Origin of the sequence: [Bacillus] selenitireducens MLS10, assembly GCF_000093085.1 — a bacterium.
Classification (GTDB): Bacteria; Bacillota; Bacilli; order Bacillales; family Salisediminibacteriaceae; genus Salisediminibacterium; species Salisediminibacterium selenitireducens.
Genome location: NC_014219.1, coordinates 492340 through 517311, shown reverse-complemented (window position 1 = coordinate 517311; position 24972 = coordinate 492340). Strand labels below are relative to the sequence as shown.

The window sequence follows — 24972 nt, the reverse complement described above, 5'->3', positions numbered from 1 at the left end:
CTTCATGCCCCGGAAGGCATGAAGCGTTTTTTGACGTATTAACCGAGCAGTTTCTGCAATGGCGGGACAATCTGTTTCTTCCGTGATACCACGCCTTCAAGCGTCGCCTGTCCGTTTTCAAAGCGCACATCAAAGGCCTGTTCAATAGCTTCTTTCTTATCACCTACAGCAAGGGCAATGGAGTTGCTGTTGAGGATGTCCGTCACCGCGAGCATATAGAGCCCGAGACCGCGGCTCTCCACTTCTTTTTGCATCGCTTCTTCAACCGCTGCCTGGCGATCGAGGACATCTCCTGCATCCACGACGTTCACCTGACCGATGACCGCTTTCACATCCCCCATGGCGAACTCCTTCGAGTCAAGCGTAATTAGCTGCTCCGGCGTTTTCTCCGCCATGTTCGCTCCGGCCTTCAGCATCTCAAGACCGTATTCGTCAAGATCGATACCGGCGACTGGTGCAAGCTCTTTCGCCGCTGCCAAGTCTTCATCCGTGCATGTCGGTGATTTAAAGAGAAGGGAGTCTGAGATGATCGCGGAGACCATCAGGCCCGCCATCTCTTTGGACACCTCGACACCATGTTCTTTGTACATCTTGTTCAGGATCGTCGCCGTGCATCCAACCGGCTCCGCCCGGTAATACAGCGGGCTGTCCGTCTCAAAGTTCGCAATCCGGTGATGGTCGATGACTTCCGTGACCTGTACCTGATCGATATCTTCCGCACTCTGCTGACGCTCATTATGATCCACAAGAATCACCTTTGAAGCTTCGTCACTGACGTGCTCCATCATCCTTGGCGCCGTGACACCGAATGTATCGAGGGCACACTGCGTCTCCGCACCCACTTCACCGAGGCGGACGGCTTCCACGTTCTCACCAAGCTTCGTTTTCAAATCCGCATACACCAGAGCCGAACAGATCGTGTCGGTATCCGGATTCCGGTGACCGAAAATCAATACTTTTTCTTCGCTCATCTTCACAAACACTCCTTTACATGCTTACATTCACACTTCATCATTTTAGCACGAAAAAACGAGCGGACCAAATGATCTTTTTCAATCATTCGTCCGCTCTTTTTCACATGTTTACACACCCCCGTCAGACGTTGAAATAACGCCCTTCCGGGTGTGAGAAGACCATCGCCGTCACACTTGCTTCCGGCTCCATCATGTATTCATCCGTCAATTCAATGCCGATCTTCTCCGGCTTTAACAGCCCGAACAGCTTCTTCTGATCTTCAAGATTCGGACAGGCCGGGTAGCCGTAGGACACCCTGACTCCCTGATACCTTGCGGAAAAGCGGTCCTGCATGGTGAGATCCACAGGATCGGAGAATCCCCATTTATCCCGCATCTGCTGATGAACCCGCTCGGCGAAACCTTCCGCAAGTTCAAGGGCCACCGCCTGTACGAGGTAGCTGTCGAGGTAATCCCCGCTTTCCTTCGCCGCCTCAGCAAGCTTGCGGATGCCTTTCCCTGCGGTGACGGCGAGGAAGCCGACCCGGTCCATCTCCCCGCTGTCCACACTTTTCAAAAAGTCGGACAGACACATATAAGGCGCCTGTGTTTGTCTCGGGAAAGTGAAACGTTCAATGACCGATGACTCATCGTTCGGGTCATAGATCAGAATATCGTTCCCATTCGACTGGGCAGGGAAGAACTGATACATCCCGTCAGCCCGAAGGAGTTTCTCCTGTTCCCCTTTTTGTATGAGGGCGTTCACTTTATCGAGAAGCTCTTTCGTCCGTTCATCCCCGCTTTCAAGCTTTCGCCTGACGTTCCCGTTCACACCGAGATGACTGCCAAGAAGGGTCTGGAGATTCAGATACGGCTGGAGATGGGTCAGTCGGAAATCACGGAGAATGTGCGGCTCAAAGTCCTCCGGCTGATAGACTTTATGATCCCTGCTCACTTCTGACTGTGCCGGATCCGCCGTTGCCGTATTGGTTTTGCCCTTGCTAGCCATCCCGTCACCTGCCGCTTCGGCTTCGTTCAGCTTCAGCTGCTTTTCGTGCTGAACGGCGACGAGTTCATCCCGGGTTTCCGGTTTGGCGAGCTTGTTTGCGAGGGAGAGCCCGTTCATGGCGTCTTTCGCATAAAGGACAAGCCCATTGTACTGGCGGGTGATTTTTGTTTCCGTGAATTTCCGGGTCAAGGCAGCTCCGCCGACGAGGATCGGGATATCAATGCCCCGCTCTCTCAAGTCATTGGCGGTGATGACCATCTGCTGGGTCGACTTGACGAGCAGCCCGCTTAAGCCGATATAGTCCGGATCCTCGCGTTCCACCGCTTCAATCAGTTCATGTGATGCCACTTTGATCCCGAGGTTCACGACCTGAAAGCCGTTGTTCGAGAGAATGATCTCCACGAGGTTCTTCCCGATGTCATGGACATCCCCTTTGACGGTGGCAAGGAGAATCTTCCCTTTTCCACGGTCATCGGATTCTTTTTTCTCCATATGCGGCTCGAGATGCGCCACCGCCGCTTTCATCGCTTCGGCAGACTGAAGCACTTCTGCGACGATCAGCTCGTTGTTATTGAAGAGCTTACCCACTTCATCCATGCCGTCCATCAAAGGACCGTTAATGATGTCAAGGGGATCCGGGTACTTTGCAAGGGCCTCGTCAAGATCCGTGTACAAACCTTCTTTCGTTCCTTCAATGATATAGTTTGCAAGGCGCTCTTCAAGGGTACGCTTGGATGCTTCGACCTTCTGCTGGGGTTTTTTCGCCCGGTAAAAGGCCGTGAACTCGGCAAGCGTCTCGTCAGACGTTCTGAAGAGGAGCTCATCGGCGAGCTTTTTTTCATCCTCCGACACCGATCCGTACCGCTCGAGCTTCTCGGTATTCACAATGGCATAGTCGAGTCCCGCTTTCGTACAGTGATAAACAAAAGCCGCATTCAGCACTTCACGCCCGAGGGGCGGGAGACCGAAGGAGACGTTACTGACTCCGAGAATCGTCATCGTCCGCGGGAAGGCTTTCTTAATGAGACGGATCCCCTCCACGGTGGCTTCTGCAGAACCGATATACTGTTCATCACCGGTTCCGACGGGGAATACGAGGGGATCAAAGATGATATCCTCCGGCGCGATGCCGTATTTCCCCGTCAGGAGTTCATAGGAGCGCTTGGCGATCGCAAGCTTTCGTTCAGCAGAGACACCCATGCCCTCTTCATCAATCGTCCCGACGACCACCGCGGCGCCGTAACGCCGGATCAGCGGACAGACCGCTTCGAAACGTTCTTCGCCGTCTTCAAGATTGATGGAGTTGATGATCGCCTTCCCCTGTGAGTACGTCAGGGCTTTCTCAATGACATGCTCGTCAGTGGAATCGATCATCAGCGGGACTTTGACTTTGTTGATGACATAGTGCAGAAACTGTTCCATATCCGCCATCTCATCGCGGTCCGGATCCGCCAGGCAGACGTCGACAACCATCGCCCCCCGTTTCACCTGTGCCCGGGCGATTTCCGAAGCCTCTTCGAATTTACCGTCCGCGATCAGCCGTTTGAATTTCTTACTGCCGATGACGTTCGTCCGCTCTCCGACGAGGATCGGTCTAAGCGACTCATCATAAATCAGCGGTTCAATCCCGGAAATGCTGTGGTGGGTCTCTTGTGCCGGCTGCCTTGGCGCAAAGCCCCGCACGGCTTCTTTCATGGCGCGGATATGTTCCGGCGTCGTGCCGCAGCAGCCGCCGACGACATTCAGCCAGCCCTTCTCGGCAAAGTCCCTCAGCTTTGAAGCCAGGGAAGATGGTGTCTCATGGTAATGCCCTTCCTCATCAGGCAGCCCGGCGTTCGGGTAACAGTGGACAAAGCCCGTGGAGAGCTCGGACAGACTCCGGAGGTGATCCTGCATAAACTCCGGCCCCGTCGCACAGTTCAGCCCCACGACAGTCGGTTTCATATGTTCAAGGGAAATATAGAAGGACTCGATCGTCTGACCGGCAAGGGTCGTGCCCATCGGTTCAATGGTACCGGAAATGATCAAAGGCACGTCGAGATCACGCTCTGACAGGACCTCTTCAATTGCCGTATAGGCGGCTTTCACATTCCGCATATCCTGACTCGTCTCAAGGAGAAGGAGATCCACACCTCCGTCAAGAAGGCCCTCAACCTGTTCTTTGTAAGCGGAAGACAGTTCTTCAAAAGTCGTCCCGCCCGTGACGGACAGGGACTTCGTCGTCGGTCCCATCGCACCGGCGACAAACCGCGGCTCCGAGTCCGTCGAAAAAGCCCGGGCCTCTTCGACGGCGATCGAAGCGGCCGCTTTATTCAGCTCATACGCCAAATGGCCGAGATCATAATCATCAAGGACGAGATCCGTCGCACCGAATGTATTCGTCTCAATGATATCCGCCCCTGCTTCAAGATAATCGTGATAAATGGTGCGGATGACCTCCGGTGCGGTGATGTTCAGGTATTCATTACATCCTTCATATGCCTCCCCGCCAAACTGTTCAGGGGTAAGATTGGCATTTTGAAGCATCGTGCCCATGGCACCGTCAAGAACGAGTATCCGCTCTTTCAGGGCATCACGGAATGCCGATGCCTGTTTCGTTGTGACTGTCATAACGATCGTCCTTCCTGTTCAAGGCTGACTGTTTTGCTGTGCACGTAGCGCGTCAGTTCAGCCGTCATTTCATACCGCAAAAACGGGGTGATCAGATAGATCCCGCTGAAATACGGAAGCGCCGCATCGAGGAGTTCCTTGGCAAGGGCGATCCCTTCCCGTTCACTGGCTTCGCGGTTACCGTCAAGCCAGGCCATCCGTTCCCGGACCCCGTCGGTGAGGGAAATCCCCGGCACCTCATAATGGAGAAACTCTGCGTTTCTTGAACTCACAAGGGGGCATAATCCCCATAAAAATCGGCACGTTCAGATGCTTTGTCGCATCATGAATCTCCTTAAAGCGCGCAGGATCATAGACCGGCTGGCTCATAAAATAATCGGCCCCTGCGGCAACTTTCTGTTCAAGGCGCTTTACTTCCCGATCGATGCGGCGTGCGTTCGCATTAAATGCCGCACCGACGCTGAAGGTTGTCTTTTCTCCAATGTCTTTCCCGGAGAACGAGATCCCTTCGTTCAGCTGTTTCACAAGACGGATGAGATCCATCGATGCCATATCATAGACGGACGTAGCGCCGGGGAAATCCCCCACCTTCGCCGGATCACCGGTGATGGTGAGAATATCATGAATCCCCGCCGTATGAAGCCCGAGCAGGTGGGACTGCATGCCGATGATGTTGCGGTCCCGGCACGCCATATGAAGGAGCGGCCGGGCCTGTTTTTCATGCTTCATGCGCATTCCGAGGGCAAAGTTGTCCACACGCGAAACAGCCAGGGAATTATCCGCAAGGGTCACGGCATCCGCGCCTGCACGGGTGAGGGCCTCTGCCCCTTCAAGAAACTTCGGGACGAGTGCAAGGGATTTCGGCGGGTCGAGTTCCACAATCACCGATGTCTTCTCCTTCAAGATCTCTGGAAGCGTCTTCGGCTGATCGTCCGGCTTCACGGCTTCGATGCGCGGAGCCGGTTTCACAGTGTGTTTGACGGTGACCGGTTCAAGCTCTCCTTCATCCACCGCCTGCCGGATCGCACGGATATGTTCTTCTGCCGTCCCGCAGCAGCCGCCGATGAGTCTCGCGCCTTCCTGCACGAGTGAGCGGGTCATCCGCTTGAAGTAGCCAGGATTGGACTGATAGAAAAAACGCCCGTCCCGCACGTTCGGCAACGAGGCGTTCGGATACACCGAAAGCATCCGCCCCTCCGTGAGGGGAACCTGTTCGAGGGACTGCAGCATATGATACGGCCCCATCCGGCAGTTCAGCCCGACAACGTCCGCCCCCGCCTCTTCACAGGCCGAGAGGGCATCGGCAATGGGCGTGCCGCCCTGCATGACACCGATATCTCCCATCGTCAAATTCGCGATGACGGGTTTATCCGTCCGCTCGCGGATCGCACGGATAACACCCAGCATTTCATTTAAATCATAGAAAGTCTCGAGAAGAAAACCGTCCACATCCGATTCGGAAAGGATTGCCACCTGCTCTTCGAGCGCCTCTTTCATCTCTTCTTCCGAATCTTCCGTAAGAAAGAAGGCCTTGATGCCGCCAATGGTCGCAACGACAAACGCTTCGTTACCGGCCGCCTCTCTCGCGACCTGAACCGCCGCCTCATTGAGCTCCCTGACGCGGTCCTCGAGCTGATAGCGACGGAGCTTAATCCGGTTCGCAGCGTAGGTGTTCGTCTGAATGACATCCGAGCCCGCTTCGATATAACGGCGGTGTACCTGCGCCACCTTATCCGGCGCGGTCTCATTGAGTTCTTCAAAGCATCCTTCAAACCCCTCCTGATAAAGAAGCGTTCCCATGGCGCCGTCGCCGACGAGGACCCGGGTCTTCAGAGCCTGTAAGAAATCCATGGCCAGCACCTCACATCCTTGCCAGGCTGTCGAACGCCTGACGGAAATCGCGTTTTAAATCTGCTTCACTTTCAAGCCCGACGGAGAGACGGAGCAGGCCGTCGGTGATGCCTCTTGCCACCCGTTCATGGTCAGGCATGGCCGCGTGGCTCATCTTGGCCGGATAGGACAAAATCGACTCCACCGCTCCGAGACTGACGGCAAAGACCGGGATCTCCACCGCCTGACTGAAACGGCTCACCGCTTCACGGTCCGCGAGTTCAAAGGACAGCACCGCTCCTGGGCCGTCAGACTGCCCGGCATGAATAGCATTCCCCAGCTGATCGGAGAACCCCGGGTAATAGACCCGCTTTACTTCCGGCTGCACGTCGAGCCAATGCGCAAGATTCGAAGCCACTTCCTGTGAGACCATCATCCGTGTATGGAGCGTCTTCAACCCCCGCATAATCAGCCAGCAGTCGTCCGGTCCCGGAATGGCACCGAAGCTGTTTTGTAGAAAGCCGAGACGACCGGCGAGATCCGGACGTTTCACAACGGCGAGTCCGCTCACGACGTCACTGTGACCGCCGATGAATTTCGTCGCACTGTGCACGACAATATCCACACCAAGATCGAGGGGGCGCTGAAGAACAGGCGTCATAAACGTATTATCAAGAACCGTAAGACAGTCATGGGCCTCGGCAAGGGCGACGATGTCTCTGATCGGAGTGATTTTCATCGTCGGGTTCGACGGCGTCTCCATGAAGATCATCTTCGTATTGTCCTGAAGGGTCGCTTTCACCTCGTCCACCCGGGTCATATCCACAAAGGTATGCTCAATCCCAAGGCGGGTCAGCACCTCCGTCGTCATGCGAAACGTACCGCCGTACACATCTTCGGTAATGACGAGATGATCCCCGGATGACAGCAGCATAAACGTCGTTGAAATGGCTGCCATGCCGGAGGCAAACGCGAACGCATCGGTGCCGTTCTCAAGCCCCGCAAAGATCTCTTCCAATGCTTCCCGAGTCGGATTGCCGCTTCTTGCATAGTCATATGCCCCAAACTGTTCGAGGCTGTTCTGATGAAAGGTTGATGCGTGTTGTACCCCGACGCTGACGGCCCCGTTATGCGGATCCGTCTTATGCCGGTGATGCAGCAGTCTTGTCTGTATGTCTAAGGATTCTGTCATGATACATTGCCTCCTGCCTGATTGAGTGCCTGATCTAGATCGTCAATTAAATCATCTGCTCCTTCAATGCCTACCGAAAAGCGGAGGAGTCGGTTACAGACGCCAAGCCGCGCGCGAACCTCTTCCGGGACATCCGCATGGGTCTGCGTCGCCGGATAGGTCATCAAACTCTCCACACCTCCGAGGCTCTCCGCAAACGTAATCAGCTCCAAATGCTGCAAGAGCGGATTCACCATCGCCTCTTCCTTCACCCGAAACGACATCATCCCGCCGTCACCCGGATAAAGGACATCCGTCACGAGTGGATGGTCCTTGAGAAAAGTGGCAATGCGCCGGGCATTCTCCCGATGACGCTCCATACGAAGCGCAAGGGTCTTCATCCCCCTCATTACGAGCCACGCATCCATCGGTGACAAAATCGCACCGATGCTGTTCAGGTAGTAGCCGACCCGTTCTGAGAGTGACGCTTCTGCAGTCACTACGAGCCCCGCAATGACGTCATTATGACCGGCGAGGTATTTTGACGCACTGTGAATCACGATATCCGCCCCGGATTCAATCGGCCGCTGCAAGTATGGCGTGTAGAAGGTGTTATCCACAATCAGAAGGAGACCGTGCTTCTTCGCGAGAGCGGAAAAGGCCGACAGGTCCGCGACATGCATCATCGGATTCGTCGGCGTCTCAATAAACAGCGCCTTCGTCTGTTCGGTAATGGCATTCTCAAAAAACGCCAGGTCTTCCGCATCGCCGTAGGAAAAGGAGAGGCCCCATTTTCGCCACCCTTCCTCAAAGAGGCGGTATGTTCCGCCGTAAAGGTCGCTCGTCGCGAGGATATGATCCCCCTGTTCAAATAAGGACATGACCACCTGAATGGCCGCCATGCCCGACGAACAGGCAAATCCGCCATGACCGCCTTCCAACTGAGCGATCCCTTCTTCAAGCACTTCCCTGGTCGGATTCCCCGTCCGTGAATAATCATAGCCTGTCGACTTCCCGATGCCTTCATGCCTGTAGGCCGTCGACGGATAAATCGCCGGACTCACCGTTCCGGTCCGTTCATCACTCCGGTTGCCGATCTGAACAACCGATGTGTCCAACAGTCTTTGTTTCTTCCCCAATATGCACAGCTCCTTCCATATAAAAACCTTCCTCTTTGCAAAAGCGAAAGAAGAAGGTTTGTGTAAACAGACACTTCTTCTTATCTTTACGGACACCCGGTCCGCAGGAATTAGCACCTGACCTGCCCCACGCAGGCTGGTTGCTGAGGTTTCGCAGGGCCTTTCCCTCCACCTCTCACGATAAGAATCGTTGTTTGAATATTCATAATAAATGATTGTTCATCATTGTAACGGAAATTGTGCCATGTTGCAAGGTCCGAAGGGAGAAACGCCCTCTTTTGCATATGATTTTGAAAAAAGCATACGCGCCCGGTAACGTCCCGTCTCCTGAGACTATTGAAGGATCACTGGGACTTCCTGATCAAAAATCTCATGTTTTTCAATTTATTATCAGATTCAAGGTTTCGTTTTTACACTATCGAGGTATTAGTAACCGTGCAAGGGTTGAACAATTGTGCAACTGATTATTAGCATTTGTTGTACAAAAACGAACCTTCATGCAAAAAATCAGATTGAGGAGATGATTCAATTGCAACTGAAAAAATGGTTACTCTCAAGTCTCGCTATGGTACTGATGCTTTCATTGTTCGCGGGTACGGCTTTCGCTGATAATCACGGTGACGATAACGCCATGGTTCGTGTGTTCCACGCTTCCCCAGATGCCCCGGCCGTTGATATTTATGTGAATGGTGATTTGGCTGTGGAAGGTGCTGCATTTGAAGATATCACAGGTTACTTAGAACTGCCTGCCGGTGATCACGATGTTGCGATCCATGCTGCCGGTGAAGATGAAGCAGTCTATGAGCAGACACTGACTGTTGAAGGCGGTACGCATTACACTGTCGCAGCTGTTGACTTCCTCGATGGCGGAGACTTCAGACTTGAAGCATTCGTCGATGACAACACGGTGGCTGAAGGCATGACAAAGGTTCGCGTTGGTCACTTGTCTCCGGATGCACCGGCAGTTGATGTAGGCCTTGTTGGCGGTGACTCCCTCTTTGAAGGAGCGGAATTCTTCGCAGTCACTGACTACCTCGAGTTGGACCCTGACACGTATGATCTTGAAATCCGTGCTGCCGGCACAGAAGATCAGGTACTTGATCTCTCCGGTACGACACTTGAAGCAGACACGGTATATTCCGTATATGCAGTAGGCGCGCTTGAAGACCTCGGTGTTGTTGTTGTCGCTGACGACGCTTATGCAATGCCTGGTGATATGCCGCAAACCGGTATGGGCGGGGCTTCCCAGTCCTCCACGATGCTCCCGCTTTACCTGAGCCTCCTTGCGGGTGCCGGTGCGATGTTCGTCATCGTCCGCAGAAGATATGCGTTTGAACAATAAGATACTCCCGGCCTTTGTGCTGGTTCTGATCCTGACTGCAGCTGGCTGCAGTCAGGTTTCAGATAATGAAGACACGCTGTCTGAACCATCGGAAAACAACACTGTGGAGGGAAACAGTCAGACAGGTGTAAATGATGTTTTGGCAGACGGTGAATCAGAGACTGAAGAACCGATTGAATCTGCTGGATCAGAGACCGATTCCAAAGAAAACAGTCAGGTCGTGCAAACGACCGAACCCGTTCAACCCGTTTCATCCGGTCCGAGAGGGATCGATCCATCGGTGATTTCGATTCCGGCCATTGATGTTCGTGCTGACATTGAAGACGTGGGGATCCTTGAGAACGGTCAGATGGGTGTCCCGGATGACGGAGACACTGTCGGCTGGTTCCACCGCGGACCGAAACCCGGCGCTGCCGGAAATTCGGTCATGGCCGGTCACGTGGATGACCGCAGCGGTCCTGCCATCTTTTTTGATCTCGATCAACTAACCCTGGGCGACCGGATTTATATAGAGGATGTCGAAGGAACGGAACTTGCCTTCGAAGTAACACGCATGGAAGTGTATCCGTATGATGATGCACCGATGGATCTTATATTTGGCCCTTCGGCCACACAACGCTTAAATCTGATCACCTGTACCGGTGAATTTGACCGAAATGCCGGCACACATCGCGAGCGTCTCGTTGTCTTTACGGAACTTGTCACCGATCAGGAACTCTAAACCATCCCCATTGGCATTTGCCGATTGGGGATGGTTTGTTTTCCTGTTATACTGAGTGGGACTACATACAGGAAAGGACGCCGCTATGGATACTTACCAGAAAAAGATTATCGTCGCCCTCCTGATTGCGACCTTTCTCGCCGCTGTCGAGGTTACTGTCATCAGTACGGCGATGCCGAGTATTACGTCAGACCTTGGCGGTATGGACAAAATCAGCTGGGTGTTCGCTGCTTACCTGCTCACATATGCCGTGATGACGCCGATTTTCGGAAAGCTTGCGGATTTATTCGGACGAAAGCGCGTCTTTATCGGCGGCGTTTCCGTCTTTCTTCTCGGATCGGTTCTCTGCGGGTTTTCCCAGTCCATGGAACAGCTCATCTTTTTCCGGGCCATTCAGGGCATTGGTGCAGGCGCATTGACCCCGATGACCTTTACGATTGTCGGCGATGTCTTTCAATACGAACAGCGCGCAAAAGCCCAGGCCATAATCGGTTCGATTTGGGGTGTTGCAGGGATCTTCGGTCCCCTCGTCGGCGGTTTTTTCGTTGATTTTCTTACCTGGCACTGGATCTTTTTCATCAACGTTCCCTTTGGCCTTGTGGCCATGCACCTTGTCGGCCGGCACCTGCAGGAACAGATTGAAAAGAAAAAACGGCGCATTGATTACAAAGGCGCTCTGACGTTCATCATCGGGACCGGCGCCCTGCTGTACGCCCTTCTCTCAGGAGGGACCGACATTGCATGGACGGACCCGCTCATGTACAGCCTGTTTCTGATTGCCGGACTGTTTCTCGTTCTGTTTGTCCGGATTCAGATCAGGACAGCCGAGCCAATGGTTCCGCTCCATCTCTTGAAAAACCAGCATCTGTTAACGGCCAATCTCGCGAGCCTCATGCTCGGCATGATCCTGATCGGTCTCACCGCCTATCTTCCTCTCTGGGTACAGGGGGTGCTCGGCCTGGCGGCCATCTTCTCGGGCCTCACGCTCATCCCGATGTCCCTCGGCTGGCCGATCGCAGCCTTTATGAGCAGCCGGCTCCTCAAACAGTTCGGAGCGAAACCGGTCTGCATTGGCGGCACAGGACTCATCATGCTCAGTACGCTCGCGATGACCTTCGTCACTGCCGCGACACCAAATTGGCTGCTCGTTATCATAATGTTCTTCGTCGGGGCCGGGTTCGGGCTTGCCATGACGATGTTCACCGTCATCGTTCAGTCCTCCGTTGACTGGACCAACCGCGGAGCGGCCTCGTCCTCAAACGCCTTTCTCAGGACACTCGGCCAGACGCTCGGGATCACGATCCTCGGAGCCACCCTCAATCAGTACATCGGCGGGTACGGCGGTGAAGCAAGTGCACCGGCGGATGTCCTCGCCTCGGGGCTCTCCACAGTCTTTCTGTTATTATTCATCATCGCAACCGTCGCCTTCCTGATTACCTTCCGGCTACCGTCCGAGGAACCGGAACACGCGAGAAGCAGCTGATTCAACGTACAACAAAAAACCGTCAGGAACTGAGTGTGACTCAGGTCCTGACGGTTTTGCTTACTCCGGCATGTCAAAAAGCAAGATCTTCGATTTATTCACCAAGCCGCAGCCGCTTCAGATCAATCTCCGGCACGAGCCCTTCTTTTGCAGCCCGGCCGAGCAGCGAGTCCACGGCATGAAAACCGTCCTTGCCAAGATCGAGGGAAAACTCATTCACATAGAGGTCAATATGCTGCTTCTGCACATCCTTCTCCATCTCCTGCGCGTGTTCCATCACATACGCCGCTGACGCATCGGGATGATCAAAGGCATACTGAACCGACGAACGGATCCAGTCCGTCCACTGTCCGGCATCCACCTGACCTTTTCTCGCGATGATCGCACCGAGGGGAATCGGGGCCCCGGTATCCTGTTCCCACCAGTCACCGAGATCCTGAAGAAGATTCAGGCCGTAAAGCGGATACGTAAACCGCGCTTCATGGATCACGAGCCCCGCGTCGACCTTGCCGTCACGAACCGCAGGCATGATGTCCTGAAACGGCAGGATCACGATCTTACCGACCCCTTCCGGAAGCCTTTGGGCAACCCAGAGTCTGAAGAGCATATAGGCCGTCGAGCGGTCACTCGGAACCGCAACGGTCTTCCCTTTTAAAAAGGAGATACCGTCTGCCGGTTCTTTTGTCAGGACGAGCGGACCCACGCCCCGGCCCAAAGCTCCGCCACAGGGGATGAGCTGATAATCATCCACGACATATGGAAGCGCCGCATAGGAAATCTTCATGATGCCAGGGCCTTCCCGGTCCTGCGCCCAGTAGTTCGTTTTATCGATATCCGCATAGGTGACGTCCAAAGGCGGTGCCCCTTTGATCAGACCCTTTACAAGGGCGTGAAAAATAAATGTGTCATTCGGACACGGTGAAAATGCAATCCGCTGCATTTACATCCCCCCCTTTAATTGAACCGTCAGACCGGTCAGTGTATGTAACGCATCCTCGAGTTGCCATTCCCCGCGCTTTCGGGGGCCGACAGGATTGGAAATTGCCCGTAGCTCAAGGGCCGGAATCCCGTATGCTTCAGCCGCCGAATGAACGGCGAATCCTTCCATTCCTTCGGCCATCGCATCAGGAACGCGCTGCAACAAAGTTTCCAGAGATGCCTTCGTTCCGGTGACCGTCGACTGGGTGACAATCGGTCCCTCATGTACGTTCTCCCGCAATGCCTCTCTTACCCGGCTGATCAAGTCAGAATTGGCATCACGTTCGGAGACGGTAAAGCCAAGCGCTTCGATGGCTTCAAAAGATCCGTCCGCCTGTTCAAACCCGAGATCCGCCTGTACGGTCTTTGTCCCGAGTACCGCTTCTCCGACAGCCGCCTTCCCGGGAATCCCGCCGGCAACACCGAGGTTCAATACGGCTTCAACGGAGGATGAGCACGTTGACAACAGCTTCATCGTCCGTACTGCGGCCTCCACAGGACCGACGCCGCAGAGACCGGTGAGAAATCGCGGATCGCCTTTGAGTCCGGCTTCCACTGCCTGCCGTTCTTTATCCACGGATGTCACGATCAAAATCTGCTTCATCTAACTTCCCCCTCTCTGTCTGCCAGTCGTTCTGTCAGTTCATCATACCATGATTCGGTCACGTCACGGTCCCCGTCGTGGATCCAGACCGTGTCGTCGTCCAGCTCAATCCGGAGAAACGGCTGTTCATCGAGCTCAAGAAACAGCAGGGCCCGCCCGCCATCCGACAGTCTGAACCGGCCCTTCACGGTGCTTCCAAAGGAAAAGCCGTTCGTCCGCATCGTGATCGAAGGCCCGTCGGTTTCAAGGGACACGGCCTCCACGTCGTCCAAGGACCATGTGTCCCCATACAGGCCGCTCACCTCAAAGCTGTCGTCACGCACGATCAGATCATTGTCGCTGAATCCGGCGATCGTGACAAAGATGAGCACACCCGCAGTGAAGACCACGGTGACGTGCATGACGATCCGGTTTCGTTTTCTCGTCCGCTCCGGTTCCCGCGCAATCCCGCGGTACGCCGTTACGAACAGTACCAGCAGAAACACGCCCCACATGAAGAAGTTCGCCTGGAACAAGCCCATGAGACCGAAAACAAGACCGATGAGAAGAACGGCGCCGGAGAGGAACAGGCCGCGCCCCGTCACTGTCATATAGCCCGCCTCGAGCATGTCTTTTTGTTCCTGTTCACTTCTTGACGCAAAGCCTGAGACCAGGCTGTGCATCTTCCCCTGAAGAAGCAGATAGCCGATTCCTGAAAGGGTCAATCCCATGACCAGCTGGATCACATGCAAAACTACCATAGCCGTTCGTCATCTCCCTCATACATGCCAAGCATATGCCGGTATTCCGCTGCGAGCGCCTGCCGGAGCGAAGCCGGAGAGAGCACTTCTGCATCAGGGCCGAACGAGCGCATCCAGCGAAGGAATTCCTTCCGGCTCCCGACCGTGACCGTCAGCGTCAATGTCCCGTCGGTTTCATTGTATTTTTTCGTCTCCACATAGAAGTCCTCTTCATCCACATAGCGGGCCGCATCCGGCGAAAAGCGGACGGTGATGTCCACCGGTTCCTCTTCCTCCATGATCGACCAGCGCTTCTTCAGAAATGCATCGATGGAGAAGTCCTGCGGAATCGTAAACGGCGCGTCCGTGACATGCACGTCTTCAAAACGGTTCAGCCTGAACACGCGGATATCGTTTCGAAGCCGGCAGAAGGCAACGAGGTAAAGATGCCCTTCTCTTGGCACAAGATAGTATGGCTCCAGACGCCGCTCCGACCATTCCGAGCGGTGCATGGCGTAGTACCTGACATCGATGCAGCGGTTGTCACTGATCGCCGTGATGATCGCTGGCATGACCTTCGCCTGAAAGGTGTCCTGCGTCCTCGCATGGAGGCGGATCCGCTCGGCAAATGCGGGGTTCGGTGCTCCCCCTGACGCGAGTCGCATCACTTTTTCAAGGCCGGTCTTGTAGTGGCGGTGATACGGATGATCCGAAGAGGCAATCCCCGAAGAAAGCAGGGGATAGAGCGTCAGAGACAGCCACTCGTCTTCGGTGAGCTTGCTTCTGACCTGCATGTTCGGGATTAACAGCTTGTAGCCTTCCCGCCCCTGGGTCTGAATCTCATGCCCCTGCGACTGCAGGAAGTGAATGTCGCGGTAGATGGTGCGCTTTGTCGCCTGACAATGATCCGCCAGTTCACCGGCGTTCACCGTATCGTGATTGGATAAAAATTGCATGATGTAAAAGAGCCGTTCCGGTCTGCTGAACTTTGAAGTGCTCACTTCTGATCACGTCCTTTTCAACACAGTTGGGTATACGACTCTATTTTACCACAATCAACCATCTGTTCACCCGGAAAATACAACCAGTCCGAAAAAGATTCCGTAAGAGGCGACAATCGCCGCAAGACTGATCCGCACGATCCACCAGACCGTCCGGGCCTGAAGAGGGCCCTGGTATTTGGCCATCCACCCGGACTTCTTCAGCTTATTGCGGTACAGAACCGTGACCAGACCGAGGATCCCGAGTGTCTGAAGCAGAAAGAACCACGTTCGGAAAAAGTCATTCCCTTCAAAGACATCCAGACCGCCAAAAAAGTCCATCACAAACGTGTTCAACAGCGAATACCCGACAAGAGCCGCAAACAAAATCAAAATAATCCGCAGCAGCTCCACTGTAAATAATACCGTATCTTTCATTCTTCCTCCTGCCTTTCAATTCGGGTCGTCTCGCTGAAATAACCGTCTACAGGAAGCCATTCCGCCGACTGGATCCAGACGATGGGCTGGCTTTGTGAGGAGGTGAAGCTCGTGCTCATGAAGGGATGATCCCCTTCCTCCCCGTCAGAAAACTGTTCGACGGTAATCATCGGTGTGATGAAAGAGAACACAAGCTCCTGATCGGAAAAGTTCAGACTGATTCCGTCATCGGTCTCTTCAAGGCCCACCTCCGGCAATTCTTCAGTCACGACCCGTTCATTGAACTCACTATGAGGATACACGAAGGTGACCGTGATGTCATCTCCATAGGCCGGATCCGTGTCGCGGATCAAGTGGATGCCATTCAGATTTTCCGTCGCCGAAATCCCGCCCGGCCATTCCGAAGCGGAAAGTGTCAGTATTTCCGTGCGGTGATCGGTCATCAGCCCCTCCCGATCGCCTGCTTCAATGAGCGCCATCACGTCTTCTCTTACCGTCTCAAGCATCCCGGGTTCGGCTTCTTGCATGGGCTCAGTCTCATCTCCGTCCACAATGAGCACAAACGGAACGGCCAAGAGAAGAAGTGCCAGATAGACGCCGAACGCGCGGAAAGACAGGCTTTGAGAACGGTTCTGCAGTCTCGAGAAAAAGACCCGGTATAACACATAAAAGACAACGACCATGATTCCGATGTTTAAAAGAGAAAAGAGTACCAGCGACATCAGCGAATCACCTCCATTCGTCTCATGAGCAGAAAGCCACTCACATAGAACACCACTGACACAAGCAGCGCCTTCACGGCAAAGACCGTCAGCACATTTTCCTCTGCGATCCAGAGAAACACGGACCCTGTCACACTGTTCACGGGCGTAAAGAGGAGAATCGCCAATGCTGCAACCGTGCCGATCCGAATAAAGACGTGCTGTTGAAAGAGCGTCCAGATCAGATAAGCGAGGCTACCCGTAAGCAACAGATACAGCCAGGTCCCGATAAAGCCGGACAGATAGGCGGCAAGCGTTGCTTCTTCCACGATCACAATTCCGTCTGTCGCCATGACAAACCGGTGAATCAGAATCAGGGGGAACTGGATCAATATGGCCGTCAGGGCGCCGATAAAGCTGTAAATGAGCATGATGATTCCGTTTGACCAGGCCTCCGTATCCCTCGTCGCCGGGAAACTGAACACACCGGTCTGTACCCGCTTCAGGGTAAGACCGCCTGTCACGATCATCATCCAGATAACCGTAAAGAAAAACACAATCGTTCCAGAATACGAGCTGAAGCTGTACGACATAAACTGCATACCGCCTCCCCCTCCCGCATTCGGATTCAAAGAGAAGAGAAACCCGAGTCCCTGCAAAAACATCAGCTGCCAGAGGACATAGCCGCTTGAAGCAAGCTTCATCCTGACAAGATTCCAGGTCATCGTATTAGTGTTGGCGGCTGTAGACATCATCAATCGCTCCTTTCCGGCTTTTCGTTAACGCATGACACACTTCCGTTGCGGACACCCGTCCCACTTTGAATCCTGCATCCGTGAACGGTTCCGGAATGGTCGTCATATCCCGCTTCAACAGGACCCGTTTCAGGTTCGGCCCGACCGCTTCTTCGTCGAGGACGTGTTTCCCGGCGACGGCAGCCGTAACCGCTTCATTCGACCCGGTTACAGAAAAGGCATAATCGTCGAGATCTGCCATGTCTTCGTGCAGGAAGATTCGTCCCTCTTCCATGACAATCACCGACTCAAGCAGATCCTCAAGCTCACCGATATGATGACTCGATACGAGGATGATCCGCGGCTCCTCGAGGTAATCCTTTAACAGTGCCCGGTAAAAGTCCCGGCGTGTTTCTTCGTCCATCCCCGTTGTCGGCTCATCAAAGAACGTCACGTCTGTACGCGCCGCGAGGCCGAACACCGCATTAAAGAGACTCTTTTTCCCCTTTGAGAGGTCCTCATGCCGGGCCTTGTGATCAAATCCGAAATAGGCAAACAGCCCGTCCCCGATCACTTTATTCCAGTTCGGATACATCTTCTCCGCCAACTTCATCACCATACCGAGGCTGAGCCCTTCCGGAAAGGCCATCCGATCATCGATCAGGGACACATTCGCAGCGAGCGCTTCATGGTTGAAGGGGGCTTCCCCGCCGATCAGAACTTTGCCCTCTGTCGGCTTCAAATACCCCGCCATCAGCTGAAGAAGCGTCGTCTTTCCGGCTCCATTACGTCCGACAAGCCCCGTTATGGACGGCTGATCAAGTGTCAGTGATACGTCTTTCACCGCTTCGGTCCTTCTTCCAAAGCGCTTCGTCGCTTGCTTGCATTCAATCTTCATCCCGTGACGCCTCCTTTTGCATCTCTTTGAGCAACGCAAGCATCTCCTCATCCGTCATGCCCACGTATGTTGCTTCTTTGACAAACGACCTTGCTGACTGCCTGACGGTTGTTGCCCGGCGTTTTGTCAGAATCGTTTCGCGCGCCCCTTCAGCGACAAACATCCCGAGGCCCCGCTTCTTGTAGAGAATCCCTTCATCGAGCAGGATCGTGAGCCCCTTCGCCGCCGTAGCAGGATTAATGGTGTAAAGATCCGCGAGCTGGTATTGGGAATACACCTTGTCCCCTTCCTGGAACTGACCGCTTAAGATCTCCGTTTCAAGCCACTCTGCCAGCTGTTTATAAATCGGTCTTGTATCATCCGATGACAGCATCCGTTCACCACCTGACCCAGTGCATTACTGGAGTAATGTACTAATGATATTACAGCTTACAGACAGACTTGTCAATCAAGCATTCCGCACGACTTTCACCCTCCGTTTCCGTTATACTGTAGGACAGAAAGGGAGGATATTCATGTTGAAGCAGATCAAGCACTGGCTGTTTAAGCTCTCAGCCAACCGAACCATCAATAATCGTGACCGTACGAACGCTTTCACGACACCGGTAAAACCGATGACGAATTGGAACGTCGCGTTTTTGACGACCGCAGGCGTCCACCTGAAATCACAGGAGGGCTTCGATGTCGACGCGGGTGACCCGTCTGTCAGACTGATTCCGTCTGACACAGACCCGGATCAGCTGATGATTACCCACACCCATTACGACACGGAGGAAGCGGATAAAGACACGGGCGCGGTCTTCCCCCTTGAAGCACTGAAGAAGCTCGCCGAAGAGGGACGGATCGGATCCGTTGCCAAGACGCATTACGGCATGATGGGCTATATTCCGGAAACGGACCGCCTAGATCAGGAAAGCATCCCCGTTATTCTGAAACAGTTGAAAAAAGAGCACGTCGATGTGCTTCTTCTCTCCCCCGGCTGATACATTTGCCATCAATCCGTGGGATTGATCCAGCAGGCAGCGGAACAGGCCGGCATCGCAACGGCCTCTGTGACGCACTTGCCTGATTTGACCGAAAAAGTGTCCGTACCCCGGGCGCTGCACATCAAGTTCCCCCTCGGCCGCACGTTCGGCCAGGCCGGGCGCAGCGACCTCCAGGAGAAGATCACCGTCGATCTCCTTGAGGCCGTTCAGAACAGAACAGAAGACGACGAGAAGATTCAAAAATTGCCATACCGCTGGCGCCGAGACTGACGCCGGAGCGTGTAAGAAAGGGACTGCCCCATGAACAGATGGCTGACCATCGCACTTGTAACCGCAGTAATAGGAGGACTGCTCTGGTTCTCCCGCTCATACCTCGATGTATCACCGGAAGAGATCCGCAACTGGATTCTCGGATTCGGGACATTGGCACCGATTCTGTTTATTACGCTCTATGCCCTCCGTCCGATCATCCTCTTCCCTGCATCCGTCATGAGTCTCGCAGGCGGCCTGGCCTTCGGTGCCCTTTGGGGAACGGTCATCATCGTCATCGGAGCCACCCTGTCCGCAGCCATCGCCTACCTCATCGGCGGGAAACTCGGCTCACGGCTGATCAAAGTCAAAGAGGGTGGCAAAACCGCGACCATCCAAAAGCAAATGGCCCACAACGGCTTTGTCTACGTCCTGATCTTCCGCTTTATTCCGGTGATCAATTTCGACGCCATCAGCTACATCGCCGCCACGGCAGGCGTCAAATTCCGGGCCTTTATCACCGCCACGTTCATCGGGATCATTCCGGGTACCTTTGCCTATGCCTTTCTCGGATCGAGCTTTGTGACGCTTAATCCCTGGCAGATCGCAGCCGCCGTCGCCATCTTTCTCGTCTTTATGATTGTCCCGATCCTGCTCAGAAAAAAAACTGTCCGGCAAAATCGGCCTGGACGACGAAGGAGAGAATGTGCATGAAAAAGTATGATGTCATCGTCATCGGAGGCGGATCTGGGGGACTGACCGTAGCCGCAGGTGCCGCTTCTTTCGGGGCGAAGACCGCTTTGATCGAAGGTAAGGCCCTCGGCGGCGACTGCCTGAACGTCGGCTGCGTGCCGTCAAAAGCGCTCATCGCTGCGGCGAAAACCGTCCACCAGGCCCGACAGGCCGGTGCATTCGGGCTGTCCGTCACCGGAGACGTGGATATAAAAGCCGTCATGCAGCAAGTCCAGGACGCCATAACGGATATTCAGGGGCATGACAGCAAAGAGCGCTTTGAGAACATGGGCGTCGATGTATACGACGGATATGCCTCCTTTCTTGAACGTGACGTCATCGCCATCGAAGGGACGGGCTCGATCCGCGGCGAAAAAATCGTCATCTCAACCGGCTCATCTCCCGTCATCCCGCCGGTTCCGGGACTGAAAGAAGCCGGTCCACTGACGAACGAGACCATTTTCAGTCTCGAGACACTCCCGCGCCGGCTCGCCGTCATCGGTGCCGGTGCCATCGGTTCCGAGATGGCTCAGGCCTTCGCCCGCCTCGGAAGCGAAGTGACGCTCATCGACATGGCAGATACACCGCTGTTCCGCGAGGACGGCGAAGTCCGCGAGACGATGACCAAGGTCCTGAGTGAGGAATTGACGTTCATCGGCTCAGCCATGGTCAAAGAAGTCACTGTGAACGAACAGAACGAAAAACAGCTTCTTCTCGAACAGAACGGTAAACAGGTCACCGTCAAAGCCGATGAGATCCTCGTCGCTGCAGGAAGACGGCCGAATACAGGAAGACTGAACCTCTCCTTTGCCGGCATCGAAACCGAGTCAACCGGTGCTGTCAAAGTCGACGGCAGCCTGCGGACGACGGCGGACGGCGTCTATGCCGTCGGTGACGTCAACGGCGGACTTCAGTTCACCCATGTCGCAGGCGTCGAAGGGAAGCACGTCGTCCAACAGCTCATCACCGGCCTTCATACCAAAGTCTCCTACAATGCCATTCCCTGGGTGACCTTCACCGACCCGGAAGTCTTCCATCTCGGACAAACGGAGGAGGAACTGCAAGAACAGGGGACCGAGTACCGGATCTTAAAACAGCCGCTGAACAGCACGGACCGCTTCGTCGCAGAGCGTGCGTCGGTCGGCTTCGTCAAGCTCCTGACGGACAAAAAAGGCCGCCTCCTCGGCGCGCACGCCGTCGGGCACGGTGCCGGTGACTTCATGCAGGAAGCGGTCGGGGTCATGAAACGCGGCGACGCCGCACACACTCTCTCCACTGTCGTCCACCCGTATCCGACCCATGTGGAAGCGTTGAAAGGCGCTTCGGATCAGTACTGGCGGAGCCGCATGGCCCACGGGCTCATTCCGTATGCATCGGAGAAATGGATGCAGCTGAAACGAAAGCGCTGATCCCATACGAAGAAAGCCGGAATGCCCCTGATGAGGACATTCCGGCTTTCTTCTGTTTATTTATTGGTTATGCGGCGAATCCCCATCGGGTTCAAGAAACTCGATACGGTTGCCATCGGGGTCATTGACCCAGCACTGCCAGTTCTTCCCGAGGCCGCGTTTCGGCTGAACCGTTAACGGAACGCCCTGATCTTCGAGCGCCTTTGCCGTGTCTGCCACGCTCTCAACAAGCAGGCAGACATGGTGAAACCCGATCGCTTTGTCCGGCTCTTCCGGTCGCTCGTTCCCGCCGTGAAAGAGCTCGATATACTGCTTCGGCGCAACCTTCACATATTCAATCCACGGGTTCCCTTTCTCATCCTTCACCTGAAAGGCATGGTCAAAGCCGAGCTGATCGCAGTAAAAGGCAAGGCTCTTCTCCATATCCCTGACCGTTATGGCCATATGTGCGATCCCTCTGATCGTCATCATGCATCCCCCTTATCCTGACCGAGTCTGACCAGCGTGCGGCCAACGGCCTGACCTTCGAGGAGCCGGTTAAAGATGCGGGGCAGTTCCCCGATCGTCACCTCTTCCTCGAGCGTATGCTCAAGGTTTTCGGGATACAGGTCCCCGGCTGCGCGTGTCCATACCTTCCCGCGCAGATCCATTGGACAAAATCCCGAATCGACGCCCAGGATACTGACACCCCTCAAAATAAACGGCATGACCGTCGTCGTAAATTCAACGCCCGCCGTCATCCCGCTCAATGCCACGGCACCGCCCTGTTTAACCGCCGGCAGGATCGCCGCAAGGGGCGCGCCGCCAGTGGCATCCACCACACCGGCCCAAACAGTCTTTTGTAGAGGTGCAGGCTGTTCCGGGATTAAGGAATCCCGGTGAATCACCTCGTCCGCACCAAGCTTTCGCAAGTAGTCTTCACTGGCCAGCTTACCGGTGCTTGCCGTCACCGTATAGCCTCTTTTTTTCAGCATCGCGATCGCCATACTCCCGACACCGCCCGTCGCACCGGTGACTAGAATCGGCCCTTTATCAGGTGAGACACCGACCTCCTCCATACGCTCGATGGAGAGTGCCGCCGTGAACCCCGCCGTCCCCATGAGCATCGCTTCACGTTCTGTCAGTCCGTCAGGCATTGGCACAACCCAGTCCCCCGGGACCCGTGCCACTTCACTGTATCCGCCGTCATGACCAACGCCGAGCGTGTAGCTCGTACAGATCACCCGGTCCCCCGGCTTAAACCGCTTATCGTCAGAGGCCATCACCGTTCCGGCAAGATCAATCCCGGGTACCGTCGGATAGTCCCGGACGACCTTCGTTTTCGGATGCATGGCCAGGGCATCCTTATAATTCACATCCGAATAGCTGACACGGATTGTCACCTCACCGGCCGGTAACTCCTCAAGCGTCCGGTTCACGACTTCACCCGTTCCGTCGCCCTTTGCCAAAAAGGCCTGAAATGTTTCGTTTGTCATCGTCCATTCCCCTTTCACTGAATCTTTTTCTCCCCCTGTCTCATTCCCTTGCAAATTCATTTTAAATCGCTTATTATAAGCTGGTTACCAACACGAAAGCAGGGGTAATCATGTGGGAAATTCTCAATATCATCGGCACAATTGCATTTGCCCTCAGTGGTGTGCTCGTCGCACTTGAAGAGCGCTACGACCTGATGGGCGTTTATATACTCGGCTTTATTACCGCCTTTGGCGGCGGTGCGATCCGTAATCTCCTGATCGGCATCCCCGTCACCGAATTGTGGAATCAGGGGGCCCTATTCACGCTCGCCTTTCTCGTGATGACCCTGGCCTTTTTCTTCCCGAACATCCTCAACTGGACACTGCAAAAGCGCGGTGTATTCTTTGACGCCATCGGACTCGGTACCTTTTCCGCACAGGGCGCGCTGTTCGCCGCATCGATGGGGCTGCCGATCAGTGCCGCGATTGCCGCAGCCGCTTTAACGGGTGCCGGGGGCGGGATGGTGCGCGACGTTTTGGCCGGGCGCAAACCGATGTTTTTACACAAAGAGATCTACATCGCCTGGACGCTGATCCCGGGGCTTCTGATCGGATCAGGCCTTGTCACCAGTGACATCGGGGCCTTTCTTATCGTCTCAGCCGTTGTCCTTTTGCGGCTCGGATCGGTTCAGAAACAGTGGCATCTGCCGTATCAGTCCTTTCAGCCACTGACGAAGTAAACGCATCAAAAGAGCGAGACCGGATCATTCCGGCCTCGCTCTTTTTCGTTCTATACAACCCGGAGTTCAAGCTTCGGCAGCCTGACATTCATCACAGCCTCGTGAAAGGAATGATCGAGGCGGTCCGCGGATTCTCTGATGATCAGGGAAATCCGTCTGAACGCCTGGGCATCAAAGAGCTGATAGCCCTCTTCAAGCCATTGCCACTGTGATGCCGCGGCAAGCGGAAATGCCGTACAGTCCAGTTCAATCTGGTATTCTTCCGGTTCAATCATCTCGACTTGCTTACGGTAAGATTCCATTAAACCATGCCAATCCCGGTCAGAAAACATCCCTTCGAGTTTGATATTCAGTCTCTTGTCATACGGATTTTGCTGAATAAAAAATTGTCCCATTTTATATTCTCTCCCTTATGGGATCTGACGTGTACTTCCAGTTTACGGGATAGATCGGATGAATACAATCGGGAGAGATCAGTTTTGATGATTTCACACAACCATGCACCTTGAAGCCTTCACTTACAGGGAATCCTCATCCGGATCAGCCAGATCATCGATCAGTTCTTCGGCCATCCGGCGGTACAGATTGCTCATGTTCACGCATGCGAGAATCATCAGAACATCCTGAACCTCCTCATCCGTCTCCATCTCCAAGATATGGCTCTCCACCCGCTTTTTATGCTTACTGATTTCATCTTTGAACAACTGAAGGTTCTCATCAGCCAGCTTGAGATATCGGCTGTAAACGTCATTCATCTCTTTTGGCGAACCTTCCCTGGAAATCCGTCTTAATGCCGTTTTGATATCGTGGACAGACAGGATGCCTTTCAGTTCATAGATCAGTGCGATGAGCATTATATGTTCCCTTGAGTACCGTTTCTTCTGAATCGGGAAAAGCAAGCCTCCTTTTGCATAGTTATTAATCATCGTCTTTGTCATAATTTTATCACTTTTATCCCTTTTTGTATCCGCAAAAGTTTGCTCAAATAATTGGATGATCTGATCCATATAGAGATCAATTGTCGGGATGTCTTCTGTGCGAATCATCCTGCCCAAAGAGTCTGAAGGTTCTTTTGTCATATTCGTCACATCC

24 protein-coding genes, 1 pseudogene and 1 riboswitch are annotated in these 24972 nt (G+C 54.3%); of the genes and pseudogenes, 7 read left to right on the top strand and 18 right to left on the bottom strand.

The window, feature by feature from the left end; translation table 11 throughout:
• Positions 1-38: 38 nt before the first annotated feature.
• The 5 genes and pseudogenes from BSEL_RS02570 to BSEL_RS02550 form a co-directional block, all read right to left on the bottom strand.
• Positions 39-971, bottom strand: a complete 933-nt coding sequence (locus BSEL_RS02570) for a manganese-dependent inorganic pyrophosphatase (RefSeq protein WP_013171453.1) — start codon at positions 969-971, stop codon at positions 39-41.
• Between the two features lie 124 nt (positions 972-1095).
• Entirely contained in the window at positions 1096-4572 is a 3477-nt protein-coding gene (gene metH / locus BSEL_RS02565) for a methionine synthase (RefSeq protein WP_013171452.1), read from the bottom strand.
• A pseudogene (locus BSEL_RS02560) lies at positions 4569-6423 on the bottom strand (bifunctional homocysteine S-methyltransferase/methylenetetrahydrofolate reductase). Before BSEL_RS02560 ends, metH begins: the two are co-directional and overlap by 4 nt.
• A 10-nt stretch (positions 6424-6433) precedes the next feature.
• Complete coding sequence (locus BSEL_RS02555; RefSeq protein WP_408643029.1) at positions 6434-7597, bottom strand: aminotransferase class V-fold PLP-dependent enzyme; 1164 nt, start codon at positions 7595-7597, stop codon at positions 6434-6436.
• Complete coding sequence (locus tag BSEL_RS02550; RefSeq protein WP_013171450.1) at positions 7591-8712, bottom strand: methionine biosynthesis PLP-dependent protein; 1122 nt, start codon at positions 8710-8712, stop codon at positions 7591-7593. The genes BSEL_RS02555 and BSEL_RS02550 overlap by 7 nt, the downstream gene beginning before the upstream one ends.
• Positions 8713-8789: 77 nt before the next feature.
• A riboswitch (SAM riboswitch) is annotated at positions 8790-8899 on the bottom strand.
• A gap of 342 nt (positions 8900-9241) precedes the next feature.
• Here BSEL_RS02550 and BSEL_RS02545 point away from each other — a divergent pair.
• The 3 genes from BSEL_RS02545 (at position 9242) to BSEL_RS02535 (ending at position 12258) form a co-directional block, all read left to right on the top strand.
• Complete coding sequence (locus BSEL_RS02545; protein ID WP_232970484.1) at positions 9242-10054, top strand: DUF4397 domain-containing protein; 813 nt, start codon at positions 9242-9244, stop codon at positions 10052-10054.
• Complete coding sequence (locus tag BSEL_RS16910; RefSeq protein WP_049773523.1) at positions 10044-10775, top strand: class F sortase; 732 nt, start codon at positions 10044-10046, stop codon at positions 10773-10775. The genes BSEL_RS02545 and BSEL_RS16910 overlap by 11 nt, the downstream gene beginning before the upstream one ends.
• An 85-nt stretch (positions 10776-10860) precedes the next feature.
• Complete coding sequence (locus BSEL_RS02535; RefSeq protein WP_013171447.1) at positions 10861-12258, top strand: MDR family MFS transporter; 1398 nt, start codon at positions 10861-10863, stop codon at positions 12256-12258.
• A gap of 94 nt (positions 12259-12352) precedes the next feature.
• On the opposite strand, the gene BSEL_RS02530 is transcribed toward BSEL_RS02535, so the two are convergent.
• The 9 genes from BSEL_RS02530 to BSEL_RS02490 all read right to left on the bottom strand — a co-directional run bounded on the left by BSEL_RS02530 (position 12353) and on the right by BSEL_RS02490 (position 18683).
• Entirely contained in the window at positions 12353-13198 is an 846-nt protein-coding gene (locus BSEL_RS02530) for a 1,4-dihydroxy-6-naphthoate synthase (protein WP_013171446.1), read from the bottom strand.
• The gene (gene mqnB, locus BSEL_RS02525) at positions 13199-13840 is read right to left on the bottom strand and encodes a futalosine hydrolase (protein ID WP_013171445.1); all 642 of its coding nucleotides are present in this window, start codon (positions 13838-13840) and stop codon (positions 13199-13201) included.
• A complete protein-coding gene (locus BSEL_RS02520) occupies positions 13837-14580 on the bottom strand; it encodes a DUF3784 domain-containing protein (RefSeq protein ID WP_013171444.1) in 744 nt (247 codons plus the stop codon). Before BSEL_RS02520 ends, mqnB begins: the two co-directional genes overlap by 4 nt.
• Complete coding sequence (locus BSEL_RS02515) at positions 14574-15560, bottom strand: helix-turn-helix transcriptional regulator (protein WP_013171443.1); 987 nt, start codon at positions 15558-15560, stop codon at positions 14574-14576. Before BSEL_RS02515 ends, BSEL_RS02520 begins: the two co-directional genes overlap by 7 nt.
• 66 nt (positions 15561-15626) lie before the next feature.
• Positions 15627-15977, bottom strand: coding sequence for a hypothetical protein (locus BSEL_RS02510; RefSeq protein WP_013171442.1), 351 nt, complete (start codon positions 15975-15977; stop codon positions 15627-15629).
• Positions 15974-16699, bottom strand: a complete 726-nt coding sequence (locus BSEL_RS02505; RefSeq protein ID WP_013171441.1) for a hypothetical protein — start codon at positions 16697-16699, stop codon at positions 15974-15976. Before BSEL_RS02505 ends, BSEL_RS02510 begins: the two co-directional genes overlap by 4 nt.
• A complete protein-coding gene (locus BSEL_RS02500; protein ID WP_013171440.1) occupies positions 16699-17433 on the bottom strand; it encodes a hypothetical protein in 735 nt (244 codons plus the stop codon). The genes BSEL_RS02505 and BSEL_RS02500 overlap by 1 nt, the downstream gene beginning before the upstream one ends.
• Positions 17408-18310, bottom strand: a complete 903-nt coding sequence (locus BSEL_RS02495) for an ATP-binding cassette domain-containing protein (RefSeq protein ID WP_013171439.1) — start codon at positions 18308-18310, stop codon at positions 17408-17410. The genes BSEL_RS02500 and BSEL_RS02495 overlap by 26 nt, the downstream gene beginning before the upstream one ends.
• A complete protein-coding gene (locus BSEL_RS02490; protein WP_013171438.1) occupies positions 18300-18683 on the bottom strand; it encodes a GntR family transcriptional regulator in 384 nt (127 codons plus the stop codon). Before BSEL_RS02490 ends, BSEL_RS02495 begins: the two co-directional genes overlap by 11 nt.
• A 142-nt stretch (positions 18684-18825) precedes the next feature.
• Between BSEL_RS02490 and BSEL_RS18145 the strand changes: the two genes are divergently transcribed.
• From BSEL_RS18145 to BSEL_RS02470, 3 genes are read left to right on the top strand one after another with little or no spacing between them, the layout of a single operon-like run.
• Positions 18826-19566 (top strand): glycine/sarcosine/betaine reductase selenoprotein B family protein, encoded by a 741-nt coding sequence (locus BSEL_RS18145; protein ID WP_240679517.1) that lies wholly within the window; start codon positions 18826-18828, stop codon positions 19564-19566.
• Between the two features lie 30 nt (positions 19567-19596).
• Complete coding sequence (locus BSEL_RS02475; RefSeq protein ID WP_013171435.1) at positions 19597-20259, top strand: TVP38/TMEM64 family protein; 663 nt, start codon at positions 19597-19599, stop codon at positions 20257-20259.
• Positions 20256-21686: a dihydrolipoyl dehydrogenase family protein gene (locus BSEL_RS02470; RefSeq protein WP_013171434.1), complete on the top strand. Its 1431-nt coding sequence runs from the start codon at positions 20256-20258 to the stop codon at positions 21684-21686. The genes BSEL_RS02475 and BSEL_RS02470 overlap by 4 nt, the downstream gene beginning before the upstream one ends.
• A gap of 60 nt (positions 21687-21746) precedes the next feature.
• On the opposite strand, the gene BSEL_RS02465 is transcribed toward BSEL_RS02470, so the two are convergent.
• Together BSEL_RS02465 and BSEL_RS02460 are read right to left on the bottom strand one after the other, a co-directional pair.
• The gene (locus BSEL_RS02465) at positions 21747-22157 is read right to left on the bottom strand and encodes a VOC family protein (protein ID WP_232970483.1); all 411 of its coding nucleotides are present in this window, start codon (positions 22155-22157) and stop codon (positions 21747-21749) included.
• Complete coding sequence (locus tag BSEL_RS02460; RefSeq protein WP_041582175.1) at positions 22154-23161, bottom strand: acrylyl-CoA reductase family protein; 1008 nt, start codon at positions 23159-23161, stop codon at positions 22154-22156. Before BSEL_RS02460 ends, BSEL_RS02465 begins: the two co-directional genes overlap by 4 nt.
• A 107-nt stretch (positions 23162-23268) precedes the next feature.
• Here BSEL_RS02460 and BSEL_RS02455 point away from each other — a divergent pair, with 107 nt between their 5' ends.
• Positions 23269-23880, top strand: coding sequence for a trimeric intracellular cation channel family protein (locus BSEL_RS02455; protein WP_041581684.1), 612 nt, complete (start codon positions 23269-23271; stop codon positions 23878-23880).
• 50 nt (positions 23881-23930) lie between these two features.
• On the opposite strand, the gene BSEL_RS02450 is transcribed toward BSEL_RS02455, so the two are convergent.
• Together BSEL_RS02450 and BSEL_RS02445 are read right to left on the bottom strand one after the other, a co-directional pair.
• A complete protein-coding gene (locus BSEL_RS02450; protein WP_013171430.1) occupies positions 23931-24275 on the bottom strand; it encodes a hypothetical protein in 345 nt (114 codons plus the stop codon).
• Between the two features lie 123 nt (positions 24276-24398).
• Positions 24399-24959 carry a DUF1836 domain-containing protein gene (locus BSEL_RS02445; protein WP_013171429.1) on the bottom strand — a complete coding sequence of 187 codons (561 nt, stop codon included), beginning with the start codon at positions 24957-24959 and terminating at the stop codon, positions 24399-24401.
• Between the last annotated feature and the right edge of the window lie 13 nt (positions 24960-24972).

What these genes read in the sequence shown, in the direction of transcription:
- BSEL_RS02465 (WP_232970483.1), bottom strand. Translation starts at nt 22,157, where the DNA reads ATGATGACGATCAGAGGGATCGCACATATGGCCATAACGGTCAGGGAT.
- BSEL_RS02445 (WP_013171429.1), bottom strand. Translation starts at nt 24,959, where the DNA reads ATGACAAAAGAACCTTCAGACTCTTTGGGCAGGATGATTCGCACAGAA.
- BSEL_RS02570 (WP_013171453.1), bottom strand. Translation starts at nt 971, where the DNA reads ATGAGCGAAGAAAAAGTATTGATTTTCGGTCACCGGAATCCGGATACC.
- BSEL_RS02530 (WP_013171446.1), bottom strand. Translation starts at nt 13,198, where the DNA reads ATGCAGCGGATTGCATTTTCACCGTGTCCGAATGACACATTTATTTTT.
- BSEL_RS02535 (WP_013171447.1), top strand. Translation starts at nt 10,861, where the DNA reads ATGGATACTTACCAGAAAAAGATTATCGTCGCCCTCCTGATTGCGACC.
- BSEL_RS02475 (WP_013171435.1), top strand. Translation starts at nt 19,597, where the DNA reads ATGAACAGATGGCTGACCATCGCACTTGTAACCGCAGTAATAGGAGGA.
- BSEL_RS02495 (WP_013171439.1), bottom strand. Translation starts at nt 18,310, where the DNA reads ATGAAGATTGAATGCAAGCAAGCGACGAAGCGCTTTGGAAGAAGGACC.
- BSEL_RS02470 (WP_013171434.1), top strand. Translation starts at nt 20,256, where the DNA reads ATGAAAAAGTATGATGTCATCGTCATCGGAGGCGGATCTGGGGGACTG.
- BSEL_RS02510 (WP_013171442.1), bottom strand. Translation starts at nt 15,977, where the DNA reads ATGAAAGATACGGTATTATTTACAGTGGAGCTGCTGCGGATTATTTTG.
- BSEL_RS02490 (WP_013171438.1), bottom strand. Translation starts at nt 18,683, where the DNA reads ATGCTGTCATCGGATGATACAAGACCGATTTATAAACAGCTGGCAGAG.
- BSEL_RS02500 (WP_013171440.1), bottom strand. Translation starts at nt 17,433, where the DNA reads ATGATGTCTACAGCCGCCAACACTAATACGATGACCTGGAATCTTGTC.
- mqnB (WP_013171445.1), bottom strand. Translation starts at nt 13,840, where the DNA reads ATGAAGCAGATTTTGATCGTGACATCCGTGGATAAAGAACGGCAGGCA.
- BSEL_RS02520 (WP_013171444.1), bottom strand. Translation starts at nt 14,580, where the DNA reads ATGGTAGTTTTGCATGTGATCCAGCTGGTCATGGGATTGACCCTTTCA.
- BSEL_RS02450 (WP_013171430.1), bottom strand. Translation starts at nt 24,275, where the DNA reads ATGGGACAATTTTTTATTCAGCAAAATCCGTATGACAAGAGACTGAAT.
- BSEL_RS02460 (WP_041582175.1), bottom strand. Translation starts at nt 23,161, where the DNA reads ATGACAAACGAAACATTTCAGGCCTTTTTGGCAAAGGGCGACGGAACG.
- BSEL_RS02505 (WP_013171441.1), bottom strand. Translation starts at nt 16,699, where the DNA reads ATGTCGCTGGTACTCTTTTCTCTTTTAAACATCGGAATCATGGTCGTT.
- metH (WP_013171452.1), bottom strand. Translation starts at nt 4,572, where the DNA reads ATGACAGTCACAACGAAACAGGCATCGGCATTCCGTGATGCCCTGAAA.